Source organism: Pseudomonas sp. Pse79 (assembly GCF_024519615.1).
In the GTDB taxonomy this organism is placed as follows: domain Bacteria; phylum Pseudomonadota; class Gammaproteobacteria; order Pseudomonadales; family Pseudomonadaceae; genus Aquipseudomonas; species Aquipseudomonas veronii.
On sequence record NZ_JALJRR010000013.1, the window covers coordinates 138,089 to 153,827 of the forward strand.

The 15,739-nt window shown below is 61.8% G+C and carries 17 protein-coding genes; 12 read left to right on the top strand and 5 right to left on the bottom strand.

Annotated features, from left to right (window positions below):
- Positions 1-211: 211 nt before the first annotated feature.
- On the top strand, positions 212-553 hold the full coding sequence (locus NR164_RS17900) for a hypothetical protein (protein ID WP_046384432.1): 342 nt from the start codon (positions 212-214) through the stop codon (positions 551-553).
- Here NR164_RS17900 and NR164_RS17905 read toward each other — a convergent pair.
- The 3 genes from NR164_RS17905 to NR164_RS17915 form a co-directional block, all read right to left on the bottom strand.
- Positions 550-1,731 carry an aminotransferase class V-fold PLP-dependent enzyme gene (locus NR164_RS17905; protein ID WP_256823046.1) on the bottom strand — a complete coding sequence of 394 codons (1,182 nt, stop codon included), beginning with the start codon at positions 1,729-1,731 and terminating at the stop codon, positions 550-552. The genes NR164_RS17900 and NR164_RS17905 overlap by 4 nt on opposite strands.
- Positions 1,728-2,003, bottom strand: a complete 276-nt coding sequence (locus NR164_RS17910; RefSeq protein WP_079443008.1) for a RidA family protein — start codon at positions 2,001-2,003, stop codon at positions 1,728-1,730. Before NR164_RS17910 ends, NR164_RS17905 begins: the two co-directional genes overlap by 4 nt.
- 89 nt (positions 2,004-2,092) lie before the next feature.
- Entirely contained in the window at positions 2,093-2,965 is an 873-nt protein-coding gene (locus tag NR164_RS17915; RefSeq protein WP_046384429.1) for a LysR substrate-binding domain-containing protein, read from the bottom strand.
- Positions 2,966-3,097: 132 nt separating this feature from the next.
- Between NR164_RS17915 and NR164_RS17920 the strand changes: the two genes are divergently transcribed.
- Both NR164_RS17920 and ccoM read left to right on the top strand, forming a co-directional pair.
- A complete protein-coding gene (locus tag NR164_RS17920) occupies positions 3,098-3,259 on the top strand; it encodes a hypothetical protein (protein ID WP_017844811.1) in 162 nt (53 codons plus the stop codon).
- A 143-nt stretch (positions 3,260-3,402) separates the two neighbouring features.
- Positions 3,403-3,519, top strand: a complete 117-nt coding sequence (gene ccoM, locus NR164_RS30400) for a cytochrome c oxidase subunit CcoM (RefSeq protein WP_017844812.1) — start codon at positions 3,403-3,405, stop codon at positions 3,517-3,519.
- Between the two features lie 176 nt (positions 3,520-3,695).
- Here the strand turns inward: ccoM and NR164_RS17930 are convergent, their stop codons facing one another.
- Together NR164_RS17930 and NR164_RS17935 are read right to left on the bottom strand one after the other, a co-directional pair.
- On the bottom strand, positions 3,696-5,171 hold the full coding sequence (locus tag NR164_RS17930) for an inorganic phosphate transporter (RefSeq protein WP_017844813.1): 1,476 nt from the start codon (positions 5,169-5,171) through the stop codon (positions 3,696-3,698).
- Positions 5,172-5,504: 333 nt separating this feature from the next.
- A complete protein-coding gene (locus tag NR164_RS17935) occupies positions 5,505-5,705 on the bottom strand; it encodes a hypothetical protein (protein WP_003189295.1) in 201 nt (66 codons plus the stop codon).
- Between the two features lie 541 nt (positions 5,706-6,246).
- Here NR164_RS17935 and pcaR point away from each other — a divergent pair.
- The 9 genes from pcaR to NR164_RS17980 all read left to right on the top strand — a co-directional run bounded on the left by pcaR (position 6,247) and on the right by NR164_RS17980 (position 15,730).
- The gene (gene pcaR / locus NR164_RS17940) at positions 6,247-7,089 is read left to right on the top strand and encodes a pca regulon transcriptional regulator PcaR (RefSeq protein WP_017844814.1); all 843 of its coding nucleotides are present in this window, start codon (positions 6,247-6,249) and stop codon (positions 7,087-7,089) included.
- A 144-nt stretch (positions 7,090-7,233) separates the two neighbouring features.
- Complete coding sequence (locus tag NR164_RS17945; RefSeq protein ID WP_046384428.1) at positions 7,234-8,574, top strand: MFS transporter; 1,341 nt, start codon at positions 7,234-7,236, stop codon at positions 8,572-8,574.
- 171 nt (positions 8,575-8,745) lie between these two features.
- On the top strand, positions 8,746-9,603 hold the full coding sequence (locus NR164_RS17950) for a CoA transferase subunit A (protein ID WP_256823047.1): 858 nt from the start codon (positions 8,746-8,748) through the stop codon (positions 9,601-9,603).
- Complete coding sequence (locus NR164_RS17955; RefSeq protein WP_256823048.1) at positions 9,603-10,382, top strand: CoA-transferase subunit beta; 780 nt, start codon at positions 9,603-9,605, stop codon at positions 10,380-10,382. Before NR164_RS17950 ends, NR164_RS17955 begins: the two co-directional genes overlap by 1 nt.
- Positions 10,379-11,584: a 3-oxoadipyl-CoA thiolase gene (gene pcaF, locus NR164_RS17960; RefSeq protein WP_177031383.1), complete on the top strand. Its 1,206-nt coding sequence runs from the start codon at positions 10,379-10,381 to the stop codon at positions 11,582-11,584. Before NR164_RS17955 ends, pcaF begins: the two co-directional genes overlap by 4 nt.
- Positions 11,585-11,601: 17 nt before the next feature.
- Entirely contained in the window at positions 11,602-12,306 is a 705-nt protein-coding gene (gene pcaH / locus NR164_RS17965; protein WP_017844819.1) for a protocatechuate 3,4-dioxygenase subunit beta, read from the top strand.
- A 1-nt stretch (position 12,307) separates the two neighbouring features.
- Complete coding sequence (gene pcaG, locus NR164_RS17970) at positions 12,308-12,874, top strand: protocatechuate 3,4-dioxygenase subunit alpha (RefSeq protein WP_046384425.1); 567 nt, start codon at positions 12,308-12,310, stop codon at positions 12,872-12,874.
- Positions 12,875-13,059: 185 nt separating this feature from the next.
- Positions 13,060-14,355 (top strand): MFS family transporter, encoded by a 1,296-nt coding sequence (locus NR164_RS17975; RefSeq protein WP_017844821.1) that lies wholly within the window; start codon positions 13,060-13,062, stop codon positions 14,353-14,355.
- A gap of 10 nt (positions 14,356-14,365) precedes the next feature.
- The gene (locus tag NR164_RS17980; RefSeq protein ID WP_256823049.1) at positions 14,366-15,730 is read left to right on the top strand and encodes a 3-carboxy-cis,cis-muconate cycloisomerase; all 1,365 of its coding nucleotides are present in this window, start codon (positions 14,366-14,368) and stop codon (positions 15,728-15,730) included.
- The last annotated feature ends 9 nt before the right edge of the window (positions 15,731-15,739 follow it).

Here is a 15,739-nt window from a genome sequence, read left to right on the forward strand (position 1 = left end):
GACTCCCGCCGTGAAAAAGCCGACTATCTTAACGGAACAAGGCCCTCATCCAAAGGACTCTGACAAAAACTACGCGGTTTGCGCCGTGCATCGAATGTTGAGTCGACAGATGGCGGGCACTTGTGAGTGTCGACTGGGTCACAGGTTGGCAAGCCTGCGCTCAAGTCCGCCCGCCGCCCGCCGACAGCCTGCTGACAGGAGAACAACTATTATGCTGCCACCTATGCTGCCCGTCAGCGTTGTGCCGGTCACGTCGCAACTCGACCCGGTGCGTCAAAAACCCGATATTCCGCCCGTGGTGCCCGTACAAGCGAGTTCCAACGAGAGCACGATCGACCTGAAAAATGGCGATGCCGAGCAGTCGACGTTTTTGCTGCGCGAGGAGCAACGTCGCCAGCAGGAGCAGCAGAAACGCCGGCGTGAAGCCGATGACGACCCGGAGGCGCACTTGGCGATCCCGGGCGACGAGCTCAACGCCGATAACACCGTGCCCGTGGCGCCGCTGATCGAAGACGCGCCGCGCCAAGGGTTGTGGGTGGACGTCGAGGTTTAATCGCGCAGTTCGCGCAAGGCCGCCATCAGCCGTTCAATGTCCTGATCGGTGTTGAGCGGGCTGACGGAGATTCGCGCAATGCTGGCCAGGCCTCGTGCCTGCATATCCAGTGGGGTATATGCCACATCGTTGGCGCCGATATTGATGCGCTTGAGCTCCAGGCGACGCTTGAGCTCGAAGGCGTCCCAGCCGGCGAGGTTGAAGGCGATCAAGCCTGATTGGCTGTTGCCCAAGTCATGCAGGGAGATTCCCGGGGTCTGACGCAACGTTTCGCGGATTCGCTCGCTGGTCTGCCGGACCCGGTCCCACACCCGCTCAATCCCCAGTTGATTGAGTTCCTGCAACGCATTGCCCAAACCTGCGAATAAGGCGTAGGACGTTTCGCTGGTTTCAAAGCGTCGGGCATCGTTGCGCAGGCCGAACCCCTGGGCGCTCCACGGCGCTGAAAACACATCGCGCTGCGCAGGGTTCAACCGCGCCAGAAAGTCCGGCCGCACGTACAGCAGCGCCGTGCCCCGCGGCCCGCGCAGGTGCTTGCGGCCCGCCGACTTGAGCACGTCGCAGTGCAGCGCCTGCACATCCACCGGCACCTGGCCGACCGCCTGGCCGGCATCGATGAAGTAGGGGATGCCATGCCGCCTGGCCACTTCACCAATCGCCTGGGCGGGGTTGATCAGGCCGCCATTGGCGGGGAGCCAGGTCAGGTCGATCAGTTTCACGCTTGCGTCGATCATCGCTTCCAGGGCTACCGGGCAGACTGCACCGGTTTCATCGCAGGGGATTACCTCGATTCGCGCACCGGCCTGCACCGCCAGTTCCATACTCGCCAGGTTGCCGCCCCATTCGTGGCGCCCCACCAGAATCCTGTCGCCCGGCTGCCACCGGCCCAGCGCCTGGAACGCCAGGCTCCAGGCGGTCGAGCCGCTGCCGGCAAAGGCAATCGACGCGGTGGGTGCATTGAGCAACTGGCCGGCGGCGCGGCGGGCTTTTTCCACCAGGATGGCGCCATGCTCGCAGGCCTCCATCGGGCCGTCGCACGCTTCGCGTTGCAGTTGCTCGATGATGGTGTCGAGGGTCGCCTGGCTCGGCAATGCAGCACCGGCCGTGTTGAAGTGTACGAGACCGGACCGGCAACCCGGCGTGGCCTCGCGCAGGCGCTGGACGTCGAGCGGGCTCATGGCTGCAGCTCGAACATGGCGTCGACTTCCACCGCCACGCCCCCCGGCAGGCTGGACACGCCGACAGCGGTGCGTACATGCCGGCCTTTGTCGCCGAGGGATTCGCCCAGGCGGCCGACATAGGCCGGTTTGCCGTCCAGCAATGGGATTTTCCCGGAGATAAACAACTGATTCCGGCTGATCACATGGTTGATGTAATTGGCAATCGGCTGGCTGGGCGTCGGCAGCGTGAGGCCGAGGGCCTGCACGCGTTGGCGGATGGAATCGCGCATGTTGAATCCTCTGGGTTGAGAGGTTTCAGCATGTTGATCAAGGTGATGGACGGCAAACGCATAGATATCATCCGACGTATCGAAATAACTCACGCGTCGGCGCAGGCAGCCTTCAACCACGCGCTGAAACATTCGGCCGCCGCGCTGGCGGGGCCTTGGGGCGCGATCAGCCAGTAGCCGATTTCGCTGCGATACGGCGGCCAGTCGAAGGCTTCTACCAGGCTGCCGTCCTGGAGCCGACGCTCGATCAAGCGGTGACGGCCCATGGCGATACCTTGGCCGGCCACGGCGGCTTCGACCACGATGTTGTAGTCATGCAGCACCACGCGCGGATGCGGGCTGAGGTCGACTTGATAATGGCCGGACCAATCCGTCCATTCGAACGGGCGGTGCGAGGTGGCCATCAGCAGTGCGCCGTTGTGCTGCCGGCTGGCCTTGAACGCCGGGCTGCACACGGGGGAGAGCACTTCCGGCATCAGCCGCGTGGCCTGCACGTCAGGCCAGTCGCCCTTGCCATAGCGGATGGCCAGGTCGACCTCGGCCGCCGCGACGTTTGCCAGTTGAATCGCAGGCACCAACTCCACCTGGATCTGCGGGTAGCGTTGCAGAAAACCCGCCAGGCGCGGCGCCAGCCATAAGGTGGCAAAGGACGCGAGCAAGCCGATGCGCAACACCGTGACGCTGGACACCACCCGTTGGCTGCGGGTGGCAGCGGCGATCAGGTCGAGGGCAGGGCGGATTTGCTCGTAGTAGTGTTGGCCGTCTGCGGTCAGATCAATCGCGCGGGTGCGTCGGACAAATAGTGGTTTGCCCAGGTACTGTTCGAGCTTGTGTACCTGATGGCTGAGCGCACTCTGGGTCACTGACAACTCATGGGCCGCCTTGATAAAGCTCAAGTGCCGCGCCACGGCCTCGAAGGCGCGCAGGGCCAGCAACGGCGGAAGGTCCTTGTGCAGTGCCACCTGTGTGCGCCTCTTGGGTAAGGGGGAAGTGCCGATTTTGGGCGATGACCTGCATTTTGTCGCCCGCTGATTTGCTGTCGGGCAAGTGAGGCCGCATTATTAAGCGATCCCCGCCACGACGTAAGCCAAGCCATGAGTGATGACGACAAACTGATCGACCTGAACGCCGAACGCGCTAAACGGGTGCATGACCTCAACGATAAACGTCTGAATGAGGTTCGCCAGGCGTTTGAACAGGCGATGCCGCTCGGAAAAGTTAAGAAAAAACCGAAAAACAAACCGAAAAAGCGTTGAAACAGCCTGCATCTATTGATGCAGGTCAGTTATTTCCCTTCTTTACGCCCCGTCGTGGGCGACATTGATCCTCGTCAATTTCCCATCCCGCCTTCTCCTTTAACTTAGCCCTATCGCAACAAGGCAACAGCAGGAGGCCAGTCATGTTTTTCGATAATGTGGTATTTGCCGGAGTGCTGACAGTTGGCCTCATGGTGCTGTTCTTCGTAGGGTTTGGATTTTTTATCTGGAGAGACGCGAACAAGCGTAAAAAACCATAGGTTTTTCCAGGTTACATGAGCACGCAAGGCATTTTGGGCGACTTCGGTCGCCCTTTTTTTTGCCCGCGATTTAATCAACACCGCTCTCACTTCTGAACGGCGTTCGGCTTGAGATCGACCGCATAAAAAAAGGTGCGACCCTCGCGGATCGCACCTTTGTCATGGCCAGCGGGCTATCAGCTGCCCAGCGCCTTGGACGCCATCCAGAACAACCCGGCCGACAGGCCTACGGTCGCCGGCAGGGTCAATACCCAGGCCATCAGGATGGTCTTCACCGTGCCGCCTTGCAGGCCGCTCTTGTTGGCAACCATGGTGCCGGCAACACCGGACGACAGCACGTGGGTGGTCGATACCGGCAGGCTGAAGATGTTGGCCAGAGCGATCATGCTGGCGGTGGTGATTTGCGCTGACATGCCTTGGGCATAAGTCATGCCCTGCTTGCCGATCTTCTCGCCGATGGTCAGTACCACGCGCTTCCAGCCGACCATGGTGCCCAGGCCCAGGGCGAGTGCGACCGCGATAATCACCCAGAACGGTGCGTATTCGGTGGTGGCGGTCAGGTCTTTGCGCAGCTTGTCGAGGTCGGATTTCTCACGGGCGTCCAGGCCTGGCAGCTTGCCGACTTTCTTCGCGGTGTCGTCCAGGCACAGCAGGTAGCGGCGTACCTCAATGCGCTGGTCGGACGTCAACGAATGGTAGTCGGAAACACCTTTCAAGGTGTCGAGCAGCGCGTTGATGGTCGGTTCAGTCTGCTGTGGGTTGCAGCGGAACTTGCCCGGCAGGTCGTCCTTCACGCTTTTGCCCAGAGCCAGGAATTCGCCCAGGGTTACTTGATTGCGCTGGTAGAACTGGTTCAGGTGCAGGGTGGCGTCGCGGGTACGCTCGATCTGGTAAGTGGTGCTGCCCAGGTCGAGAACGAACTGCGCCGGCACGATACCGATCAGCACCAGCATGATCAGGCCGATACCTTTTTGCCCATCGTTGGAGCCGTGGACGAAACTCACGGCCATGGCGGAAATCACCAGAACCAAGCGGTTCCAGAACGGCGGGCGCTTCTTCTCGTCGACCTTGCGGCGCTCGTCCGGAGTTTTATGCATCTTGGACAGCGGACGCCACCACTTCAGGCTGATCAGCAACAGGGCTGCGACCAGAAAGCCGGCCATGGGCGAGAACACCAGGGACGCACCGATATCGATCGCCTTCTGCCAGTTCACCCCGTCAGCCAGGGGAATGTCGTTGATCAGCGCATTGGCCAGGCCGACGCCCAGGATCGAACCGATCAGGGTGTGCGAGCTGGAGGCGGGAATACCGAAGTACCAGGTGCCCAGGTTCCAGGTGATCGCCGCGGCCAATAATGAGAAGACCATCGCCAGACCATGGCCGGTGTTCACATTGATCAGCAATTCCACCGGCAGCAAATGCACGATGGCGTAGGCGACACCGACACCGCCGAGCAATACGCCGAGGAAGTTGAACAACCCGGAGAAGAACACGGCCAGATGCGGCGGCATGGCTTTGGTATAGATGACTGTGGCCACCGCGTTAGCGGTGTCATGAAAGCCATTGATGAACTCGAAGGCGAGGACAAAGGCCAGGGCGAGCAGCAGGCTCACGAGAACCCAAGCATCCAGTCCGCTGAATAAATCGATCATGAAGGTTTTCTGACCCGGTCGTAAGGGGGCGCGATTATGCCAGAAAACCTCGGTAATCGATGCACTAGCTGCTCATCGGTAACAATCTTCATTGAAAAAAAGCCGGGCAGCAGCGCGCATCCCAGGGTTTTCGGGGGCTCGGCAAGTCTTTGATTTACAAAGCGCGGCGTCGTAGAGGTGGGGTTTTGTCACCTAAACGTCATCTCTGAAACATTTGTACGAAATTTCGTTGGTCGCAGCAGGACGCTGAATAATTGACCCACGAGCGAGGTGCCCTCCGCCGGCGGTGAGCCGGCGGAGACAGCAGAACCCGTTGGACTCAAACCTCGATGCTTATGGCTCTTCGGTTTTGAGTTCCTGTTCAATCTTTTGGATCTCCTGGGCAAAGGCCTGATCGAGCAGACTCGCTCGTTTGCGCCATGGCTTGCGCTCTGGTTCAGGCTGAGCGGCGTAGGTGGTGACTTCCCCGCCGTATACGTCCTTGTAACGTTGCTCCTGGCGCTCAAGTTCCGCGCGCAGTTCATCTTTCGTCACAGTGTTACCTAATTTGAGTTGAGTTTAATTAACGTGCAGTGCTACACCCGAATATTGCCCTCGGCATGTTTTAAGTTGAGCAGGTGAACCCTTCAACTTTAGACGAATTGCCAGCGGTGACTTCCTTGAACCGGTATTTATAAACGGCAGCATAATCAACATACGATGCCGGGCGAGCTCCCATCCCGATATGGATATCGGGCTGACCTCTGCACAGGTTGCATTATAGCGGCGCATTTTAATAACACTATCATCATAAAGTTAAAAAGCGTCAACGTTGTGTGAGGCTTTTGTTACATGCACGCGTCAGTCTTGGTTGGGAAGTGGCCGGCATAAATGCCGGCGTAAGCCCAATGCTGTCATGCGATCCGGTTTTTATGATCGCGCCGGCAAAATTGCGATAATCGCATGATCGTCCGATAATCGCCCAACGTTGCTGGCTCAACCTTGTGTCTCCCGGTCGGGGCGGCTTTCAATAGCGAGCAACCTTCGCGGTTGCCGATAAGCGCCAGCGGTTGAAAATAATAAAGAGGACCTTGAAATGAACGATCAATTGCGCAACTCCTTCGCGTCAGCGGCGCCGCCGATCGTGGCTTCACCGGCCAAACGCATCCAGGCATTCACCGGTGATCCGGACTTCATGACCTCCCTGGCCCGTGGCTTGGCCGTGGTGCAGGCGTTCCAGGAACGCAAGCGTCACTTGACCATCGCCCAAATCAGCCACCGTACCGAAATCCCCCGCGCCGCCGTGCGCCGTTGCCTGCACACCTTGATCAAGCTCGGCTACGCCACCACTGACGGGCGCACCTATTCGCTGTTGCCCAAGGTGCTGACCCTCGGGCATGCCTATCTGTCCTCGACGCCGCTGGCGGTCTCCGCTCAACCGTACCTGGACCGCATGAGCGAGCAGCTTCACGAAGCCTGCAACATGGCCACCCTGGAAGGTGACGACATCCTCTATATCGCCCGGTCGGCCACCACACAGCGCCTGATTTCCGTGGACCTCTCGGTAGGCGGGCGCTTGCCGGCGTACTGCACTTCCATGGGCCGCATCCTGCTGGCGGCGCTGGACGATGCGTCGCTGCAGGACTACCTCGACCACGCCGACCTGCAAACCAAGACCAGCCGCACCCTTACCACGCCCGAAGCCTTGTTCGAGTGTCTGCAACACGTGCGCCAGCAGGGCTGGTGCATCGTCGATCAGGAGTTGGAACAAGGCCTGCGCTCCATTGCGGTGCCGGTGTATGACGCGTCCGGCCAGGTGCTGGCGGCGCTCAACGTGAGTACCCATGCCGGTCGTGTCAGCCGTAGCGAACTGGAGCAGCGCTTCCTGCCGAGCATGCTCAGCGCCAGCCGTGAGTTGAGTGCGCAACTGTTTGCCTAAGCTGTTCGGTGACCGCACAGATCCCGGTTCGATCAATTGACGTTGTTTCCCCTGGGTTATTACTGTGCGGCAGCGCTCTGAGCGCCGCCCAATAATAATGACGACCCCAGGTCGTTGGCCCGCCATCGGTGTGGAATAACAATAATGAATCAACCTTCTGTCGCTACCACCCTGGACGTGCAGTCCTTCATCAACGCCCAGCCACTGTCACGCTATCAGTGGCGTGTGGTGATCCTGTGTTTCCTGATTGTCTTTCTCGATGGCCTCGACACCGCCGCCATGGGCTTCATCGCGCCCGCGCTGTCCCAGGACTGGGGCATTGACCGCGCCAGCCTCGGCCCGGTGATGAGCGCCGCGCTGATCGGCATGGTATTCGGCGCCCTGGGTTCCGGCCCGCTGGCGGACCGTTTCGGGCGCAAAGTGGTATTGGTGAGTGCGGTGCTGGTGTTTGGCGCCTTCAGCCTGGCCTCGGCCTACAGCAGCAACGTCGATCAGTTGCTGGTGTTGCGCTTCCTCACCGGGCTGGGGTTGGGCGCCGGTATGCCGAATGCCACCACGCTGCTGTCCGAATACACCCCCGAACGCCATAAATCGCTGCTGGTGACCAGCATGTTCTGCGGTTTCAACCTGGGCATGGCCGGTGGCGGGTTTATCTCGGCCAAATTGATCCCGGCATTCGGCTGGCACAGCTTGCTGCTCATCGGCGGTATTTTGCCGTTGATCCTCGCGGTGGTGTTGTGGGGATGGCTGCCGGAATCTGCGCGCTACCTGGTGGTGCGCAACCGCGGCACCGACAAGGTGCGCAAAGCCTTGTCACCCATCGAGCCCGGCATCGTCGCCCAAGCCAGCGGTTTCAGCGTGCCCGAGCAAAAAACCGTGAAGGCGCGCAACGTATTCGCGGTGATCTTCTCCGGCACCTACAGCGCCGGCACCTTGTTGCTCTGGCTCACCTACTTCATGGGCCTGGTGATTGTGTACCTGCTGACCAGTTGGCTGCCCACGCTGATGCGCGACAGTGGCGCGAGCATGGAACAGGCCGCGTTCATCGGTGCGCTATTCCAGTTTGGTGGCGTGTTGAGTGCGGTCGGGGTGGGCTGGGCGATGGACCGGTTCAACCCGCACAAGGTCATCGGCACGTTCTACCTGCTGGCCGGGGTATTTGCCTACGCAGTGGGGCAGAGCCTGGGCAATATCACCGTGTTGGCGACCTTGGTGCTGATCGCCGGGATGTGCGTCAACGGTGCGCAATCGGCGATGCCGTCCCTGGCCGCACGCTTCTACCCGACCCAGGGCCGCGCCACCGGCGTGTCATGGATGCTCGGTATCGGCCGCTTCGGCGCGATCCTCGGCGCATGGATGGGCGCCACCTTGCTGGGCCTGGGCTGGAACTTCGAGCAGGTGCTCACCGCGCTGGTGATCCCCGCCGCATTGGCCACGGCCGCCGTGGTGATCAAAGGCATGGTCAGCCATGCCGACGCCACCTGAAGACACGCGCATTTCCTGTGGGTGCAAGAAAGATTAGCTAGACAACAATCGGTTCGATAATCGAACACTGTGTCGATTATCGGATTGTTTGGCTTTTTGCCCCGGCTTAATCTTCAAGCACTTCGGCGCCACCTTCGCGCCTTTTTCGATCCACACCGGGAGCCCGAACCCATGGCTGAAATTCTTGCGCTGCGTGACGCGGTGAAGCGATTTGTGAACGACGGCGATACTGTCGCACTGGAAGGCTTTACCCACCTGATCCCTACGGCGGCGGGTCATGAAATCATTCGTCAGGGCAAGAAAGACCTGACGCTGGTACGTATGACGCCTGACCTGATCTACGACCAGTTGATCGGCGCCGGCTGCGCCCGCAAGTTGATTTTTTCCTGGGGCGGCAACCCTGGCGTGGGTTCCCTGCATCGCCTGCGTGATGCGGTCGAGAAACACTGGCCGCAACCCCTGGAGATTGAGGAACACAGCCACGCCGACCTGGCCAATGCCTACGTCGCCGGTGCTTCCGGCTTGCCGTTCGCGGTGTTGCGTGCCTACGCTGGTTCCGATCTGCCCAAGGTCAACCCGCTGATCAAGACCGTCACCTGCCCATTCACCGGCGAAGTGCTGGCGGCGGTGCCGTCGGTACGTCCGGACGTCAGCGTGATCCACGCGCAAAAGGCCGACCGCAAGGGCAATGTGCTGCTCTGGGGCATTCTTGGCGTACAGAAGGAAGCGGCGCTGGCCGCCAAGCGTTGCATCGTCACCGTCGAAGAAATCGTCGACGACCTCAACGCGCCAATGAACAGCTGCGTGCTGCCGACCTGGGCGCTGACGGCTGTGTGCCATGTGCCTGGTGGCGCGCATCCGTCCTATGCCTATGGCTATAACCAACGCGATAACCGTTTCTACCAGGCCTGGGACCCGATCGCTCGCGACCGTGGGACGTTTACCGCCTGGATCGACGAATACATCCACGGCACTGCCGATTTCAGTGAATTCCAGGCCAAGCTGGCCGCCGCGCAGGAGGCCAAGTAATGGCTTACTCGACCAATGAAATGATGACCGTCGCCGCTGCACGCCGCCTGAAGAATGATTCGGTGTGTTTTGTCGGCATCGGCCTGCCGTCCAAGGCGGCCAACCTGGCGCGCCTGACGTCCTCGCCGGATGTGGTGCTGATCTACGAGTCCGGCCCGATTGGCGCCAAGCCCAGCGTATTGCCGCTGTCCATTGGTGACGGCGAGTTGGCGGAAACTGCCGACACTGTCGTCCCCACCGGTGAGATCTTTCGCTACTGGCTGCAGGGCGGGCGCATCGACGTCGGTTTTCTCGGCGCGGCCCAGGTCGACCGTTTCGGCAATATCAACACCACCGTGGTCGGCGATTATCACCAGCCCAAAGTGCGCCTGCCGGGTGCCGGTGGCGCGCCGGAGATTGCCGGCTCGGCCAAGAGCGTGCTGATCATTCTCAAGCAGTCGGCGCGTTCGTTTGTCGACAAGCTGGACTTCATCACCTCCGTCGGCCACGGCGAGGGCGGCGATTCACGCAAGCGCCTGGGCCTGCCCGGCGCCGGTCCTGTCGGGATTATTACCGACCTGTGCATCATGGAGCCGGAAGAGGGCACCCATGAGTTCGTGGTCACCGCACTGCACCCTGGCGTCACCCGCGAGCAAGTGGTCGCGGCCACCGGCTGGGCGATTCGCTTTGCCGATCAGGTCAGCACCACCGCGGAACCGACGGCAGTCGAGCTGACCGCCCTACGTGATCTCGAAGCCCGCACAGCGGCCGCCCACGGCCAAGCACCCGGAGAAGCCTGATGCGCGACGTATTTATCTGCGATGCAATTCGTACCCCCATCGGCCGTTTCGGCGGTGGCCTGTCCACGGTGCGCGCCGACGACCTGGCGGCACTGCCGATCAAGGCGTTGATCGAACGCAACCCTAGCGTGGATTGGCACGCCGTCGATGAAGTGTTCCTCGGCTGCGCCAACCAGGCCGGTGAAGACAACCGCAACGTCGCGCGTATGGCGCTGTTGTTGGCGGGCCTGCCTTCGAGCATTCCCGGCGTGACCCTCAACCGTTTGTGCGCTTCGGGCATGGACGCGATCGGCACCGCCTTTCGTGCGATTGCCAGCGGTGAAATGGAATTGGCGATTGCCGGCGGCGTCGAGTCGATGTCCCGCGCGCCGTTCGTGATGGGCAAGGCTGACACGGCGTTTTCGCGCAATATGAAGCTCGAAGACACCACCATCGGCTGGCGCTTCATCAACCCGCTGATGAAGGCCCAGTACGGCGTGGATGCGATGCCGCAGACCGCCGATAACGTCGCCGACGACTACCATGTGTCCCGCGCCGACCAGGACGCCTTCGCCCTGCGCAGCCAGCAACGCACCGCCGCCGCCCAGGCCGTCGGGTTCTTCGCCGAAGAAATCGTGCCGGTGCGGGTCGCCCATAAAAAAGGCGAAACCGTGGTGGAACACGATGAGCATCCACGGGCCGACACCACCCTGGAAACCCTGGCCCGGCTCAAACCGGTCAACGGCCCGGACAAGACCGTCACCGCCGGCAATGCGTCGGGTGTGAACGACGGGGCGGCGGCGCTGATTCTTGCGTCTGCCGAGGCCGTGAAAAAACATGGCCTGACCGCCCGTGCCCGAGTGCTGGGCATGGCCAGCGCCGGTGTCGCGCCACGGGTGATGGGCATCGGCCCGGTGCCGGCGGTTCGCAAGCTGGTGGAACGCCTGGGCCTGGCCGTCACCGATTTCGATGTGATCGAACTCAACGAGGCCTTCGCCAGCCAGGGCCTGGCGGTGTTGCGTGAATTGGGCATCGCCGACGATGCGCCCCAGGTCAACCCGAACGGCGGCGCCATCGCCCTCGGCCATCCTCTGGGCATGAGCGGTGCGCGACTGGTGCTGACGGCCCTGCATCAACTTGAAAAAACCGGCGGCCGCAAAGGTCTGGCGACCATGTGTGTTGGAGTGGGTCAGGGCCTGGCGCTGGCGATTGAACGCATCTAATAAGAGAGGACCGCTCCATGAGTGACAAGCCCGGTTACCGGCGCCCGCAAGCGGGCACTCAACCTGATTACCTGCACCCGGCCTACCAGTCGACGAACCTGCGTTCGCCGTCTCAGCCGTTGGTGTTCCTGCCCCATTCCCTGTCGGAAATCACCGGGCCGACCATCGGCGCCGAGCGCATCAACGAGAAGGACAACGACCTGACTGCGCAGCACGACGGCGAGCCGCAGGGCGAGCGCATCATCGTTCACGGGCGCGTGCTCGATGAAAACGGTCTGCCGGTGCCGGGCATCCTCGTGGAGATCTGGCAGGCCAACGCGGCCGGCCGCTACAACCACGCGCGCGATCTGCACGACGCGCCGCTCGACCCGAACTTCACCGGCACCGGGCGTACCGTCACCGACGCCGAGGGCTGGTACCAGTTCCAGACCATCAAGCCCGGCGCCTACCCGTGGGGCAACCACCACAATGCGTGGCGCCCGGCGCATATCCATTTTTCGCTGTTCGGCCCGAGCGTGCTGACGCGCCTGGTCACGCAGATGTATTTCCCCGGAGACCCGCTGCTCGAGTACGACCCGATCTACAACTGCGTACCGGACACCTCGGCCAAGCAACGCCTGATCGCCACGTTCGACCTGGAAAAAACCATTCCTTCCTATGCCCTCGGCTACCGCTGGGACATCGTCCTGCGCGGCCGCGACGCCACGCCGATGGAGAAATGAGATGAGCCTTTACGCGACCACGTCCCACACCGTCGGGCCGTATTACCACATCGGCCTGACCTGGCTGAACCGCGAAGCCCTGGCCAACGCCGCGACCCTTGGCGAACGCGTGGCGATCAGCGGGCAAGTGGTGGATGGCAACGGTGATGTCGTCAACGACGCCATGCTGGAAGTCTGGCAGGCCAATGCCGCCGGCAAGTACGACCACCCGGAGGACGACCAGGACAAAGCGCTGGACCCGAACTTCGAAGGCTTCGGCCGGGTGCCGGTGGATGCTGAAGGGCGCTTCCGCTTTACCACCGTCAAGCCGGGCAGCGTGCCGGGGCTGGCGGGCACGACCCAGGCGCCGCACCTGGTGGTGCTGGTATTTGCCCGTGGCCTGGTGAAACACTTGCTCACGCGGATTTATTTTGACGGTGAGGCGCTGAATGCGGATGACCCGTTGCTCGCGCGCGTGCCCACAGAGCGGCGCAGTACCTTGATTGCCAAGCGGGATGCGGACGGTGTGCATCAGTGGAATGTGGTGTTGCAGGGGACAGATAAGGAAACGGTGTTCTTTGATTACTGAGTTGGCTTGAGAACCTATCGGGGGCAAGCCCCCTCCCACCTTTGATGTGTGAATACATTCAAGTGTGGGAGGGGGCTTGCCCCCGATGAGGCCATTTCAGGCAACACCTATGTAAATGTCTACAAGCGGAACATGGCTGTTGCAAAGTGTGTCTAGGCTATAACCATTCCCACTGAGTGAAAAAAATGACAACAACAACCAGTCACTACACCGGAGAAGAGCGCAGCAAACGGATTTTTGCGATTGTCGGGGCATCCTCCGGCAACCTCGTCGAATGGTTCGACTTCTACGTCTATGCCTTCTGCGCCATTTACTTCGCTCCGGCGTTTTTCCCCTCGGACGACCCCACGGTCCAACTGCTCAACACTGCGGGCGTGTTCGCCGCCGGTTTCCTGATGCGCCCCATCGGTGGCTGGCTGTTCGGCCGGGTAGCCGACAAGCACGGGCGCAAGAACTCAATGATGATCTCGGTGCTGATGATGTGCGCCGGTTCCCTGGTCATCGCCTTCCTGCCCACCTACAAAGACATCGGCGCCTGGGCCCCGGCGTTACTGCTGGTGGCGCGGCTGTTCCAGGGCTTGTCGGTGGGCGGCGAATACGGCACCACCGCGACCTACATGAGTGAAGTGGCGCTCAAGGGCCAGCGTGGGTTCTTCGCCTCCTTCCAGTACGTGACCCTGATCGGCGGGCAACTGCTGGCGGTGTCGGTGGTGGTGGTCCTGCAACAGATCCTCAGCGAAGACGAACTGCGCGCCTGGGGCTGGCGGATTCCGTTCGTGATCGGCGCCATCGCGGCGGTGATCTCCCTGCTGCTGCGTCGCAGCCTGAAAGAAACCACCAGCAAGGAAATGCGCGAAGACAAGGACGCCGGCAGCATCGCCGCGCTGTTCCGTGACCATAAAGCGGCCTTTATCACCGTGCTCGGCTATACCGCCGGTGGCTCGCTGATTTTCTACACGTTCACCACCTACATGCAGAAGTACCTGGTGAACACCGCCGGGATGCACGCCAAGACCGCCAGCTACATCATGACCGGCGCGCTGTTCCTTTATATGTGCATGCAGCCGCTGTTCGGCATGCTGGCCGACAAGATCGGTCGCCGTAATTCGATGCTGTGGTTCGGCGCGCTGGGCACCTTGTTTACGGTGCCGATCCTGCTCAGCCTGAAAACCGTCAGCAGTCCGTTCCTGGCGTTTGTGCTGATCACGCTGGCGTTGGCCATTGTCAGTTTCTACACCTCCATCAGCGGCCTGGTGAAAGCGGAAATGTTCCCGCCCCAGGTGCGCGCCCTGGGTGTGGGCCTGGCTTATGCGGTGGCCAACGCAATCTTCGGCGGCTCGGCGGAATACGTGGCCTTGGGTTTGAAATCCTTGGGCATGGAGAACACCTTTTATTGGTACGTCACCGGCATGATGGCGGTGGCTTTCCTGTTCAGCCTGCGCCTGCCGAAACAGGCGGCGTACCTGCATCACGATTTATAAAGGAGGCGTTATGACGCTGCGCACGAGCAACCAACTGTTCGACGCTTACTTCAGCGCTGAGAGCATGGCCGAGGTGTTCTGCGACCAGGGGCGCCTGCAGGGCATGCTGGATTTCGAAGCCGCACTGGCACGGGCCGAGGCCCAGGTCGGGTTGATCCCGCAGGCGGCCGTCGCGCCGATTGCCCAGGCGTGCCTGGCGTCGCTGTATGACGTCGATGCCCTCGGCGTGGCGATTGCCTCGGCGGGCAATTCGGCGATTCCGCTGGTGAAGGCGCTGGGCAAGTGGGTGGCTGGCGAAGACCCGAGTGCCGAACGCTATGTGCATTTGGGCGCGACCAGCCAGGATGTGATGGACACCGGCCTGGTCCTGCAACTGCGGCGCGCGCTGGCGTTGATCGAAGCCGACCTGGCTCGCCTCGGCGATATTCTGGCAGCCCAGGCCCAGCGGTATGCGGCTGTACCGTTGGCCGGGCGGACGTGGTTGCAGCATGCCACGCCGGTCACCCTGGGCATGAAAATCGCCGGTTGGCTGGGCGCGGTGACCCGCAGCCGCCAGCGCTTGATCGAGCTGAAACCGCGCTTGCTGGTGCTGCAATTCGGCGGCGCCTCCGGCACGTTGGCTGCGCTTGGCGAACAGGCAATGCCCGTTGCCCAAGCGTTGGCGGCGCAGTTGCAACTGACCTTGCCCGAGCAACCCTGGCATACCCAGCGTGATCGCCTGGTGGAGTTCGCCAGCGTGTTGGGTCTGATCGCCGGCAGCCTTGGCAAGCTGGGCCGCGATATCAGCCTGCTGATGCAGACCGAGGCGGCGGAAGTATTCGAGCCGGCGGCGCCCGGCAAAGGCGGCTCGTCGACCATGCCGCACAAACGCAACCCGGTGGGCGCCGCCGTGCTGATCAGCGCCGCGACCCGCGTGCCCGGCCTGGTGGCGACACTGTTCAGCGCCATGCCCCAGGAACACGAACGCAGCCTGGGCCTGTGGCATGCCGAATGGGAAACCCTGCCGGAGATTTGCCGCTTGGTCTCTGGCGCATTGCAACAGGCGCTGCTGGTGAGCGCAGGGCTGGAAGTCGACCCCGAGCGCATGGCGCGCAACCTCGACCTGACCCAGGGCCTGGTGCTGGCCGAAGCCGTCAGCATCGTGCTCGCGCAGCGCCTGGGCCGCGACACCGCGCACGACCTGCTGGAGCAATGCTGCAAACGCGCGGTGGCCGAACAACGCCATCTGCGCGCCGTCCTCGCCGATGAGCCGCTCATTACCGCCGAGTTGTCGGCGACAGACCTGGACCGCCTGCTCGACCCGGCGCACTACCTGGGCCAGGCCCAAACCTGGGTCAGCCGCGCTGTAACCGAACACTTTGCACTGACTGCCTGAGGAGATTGC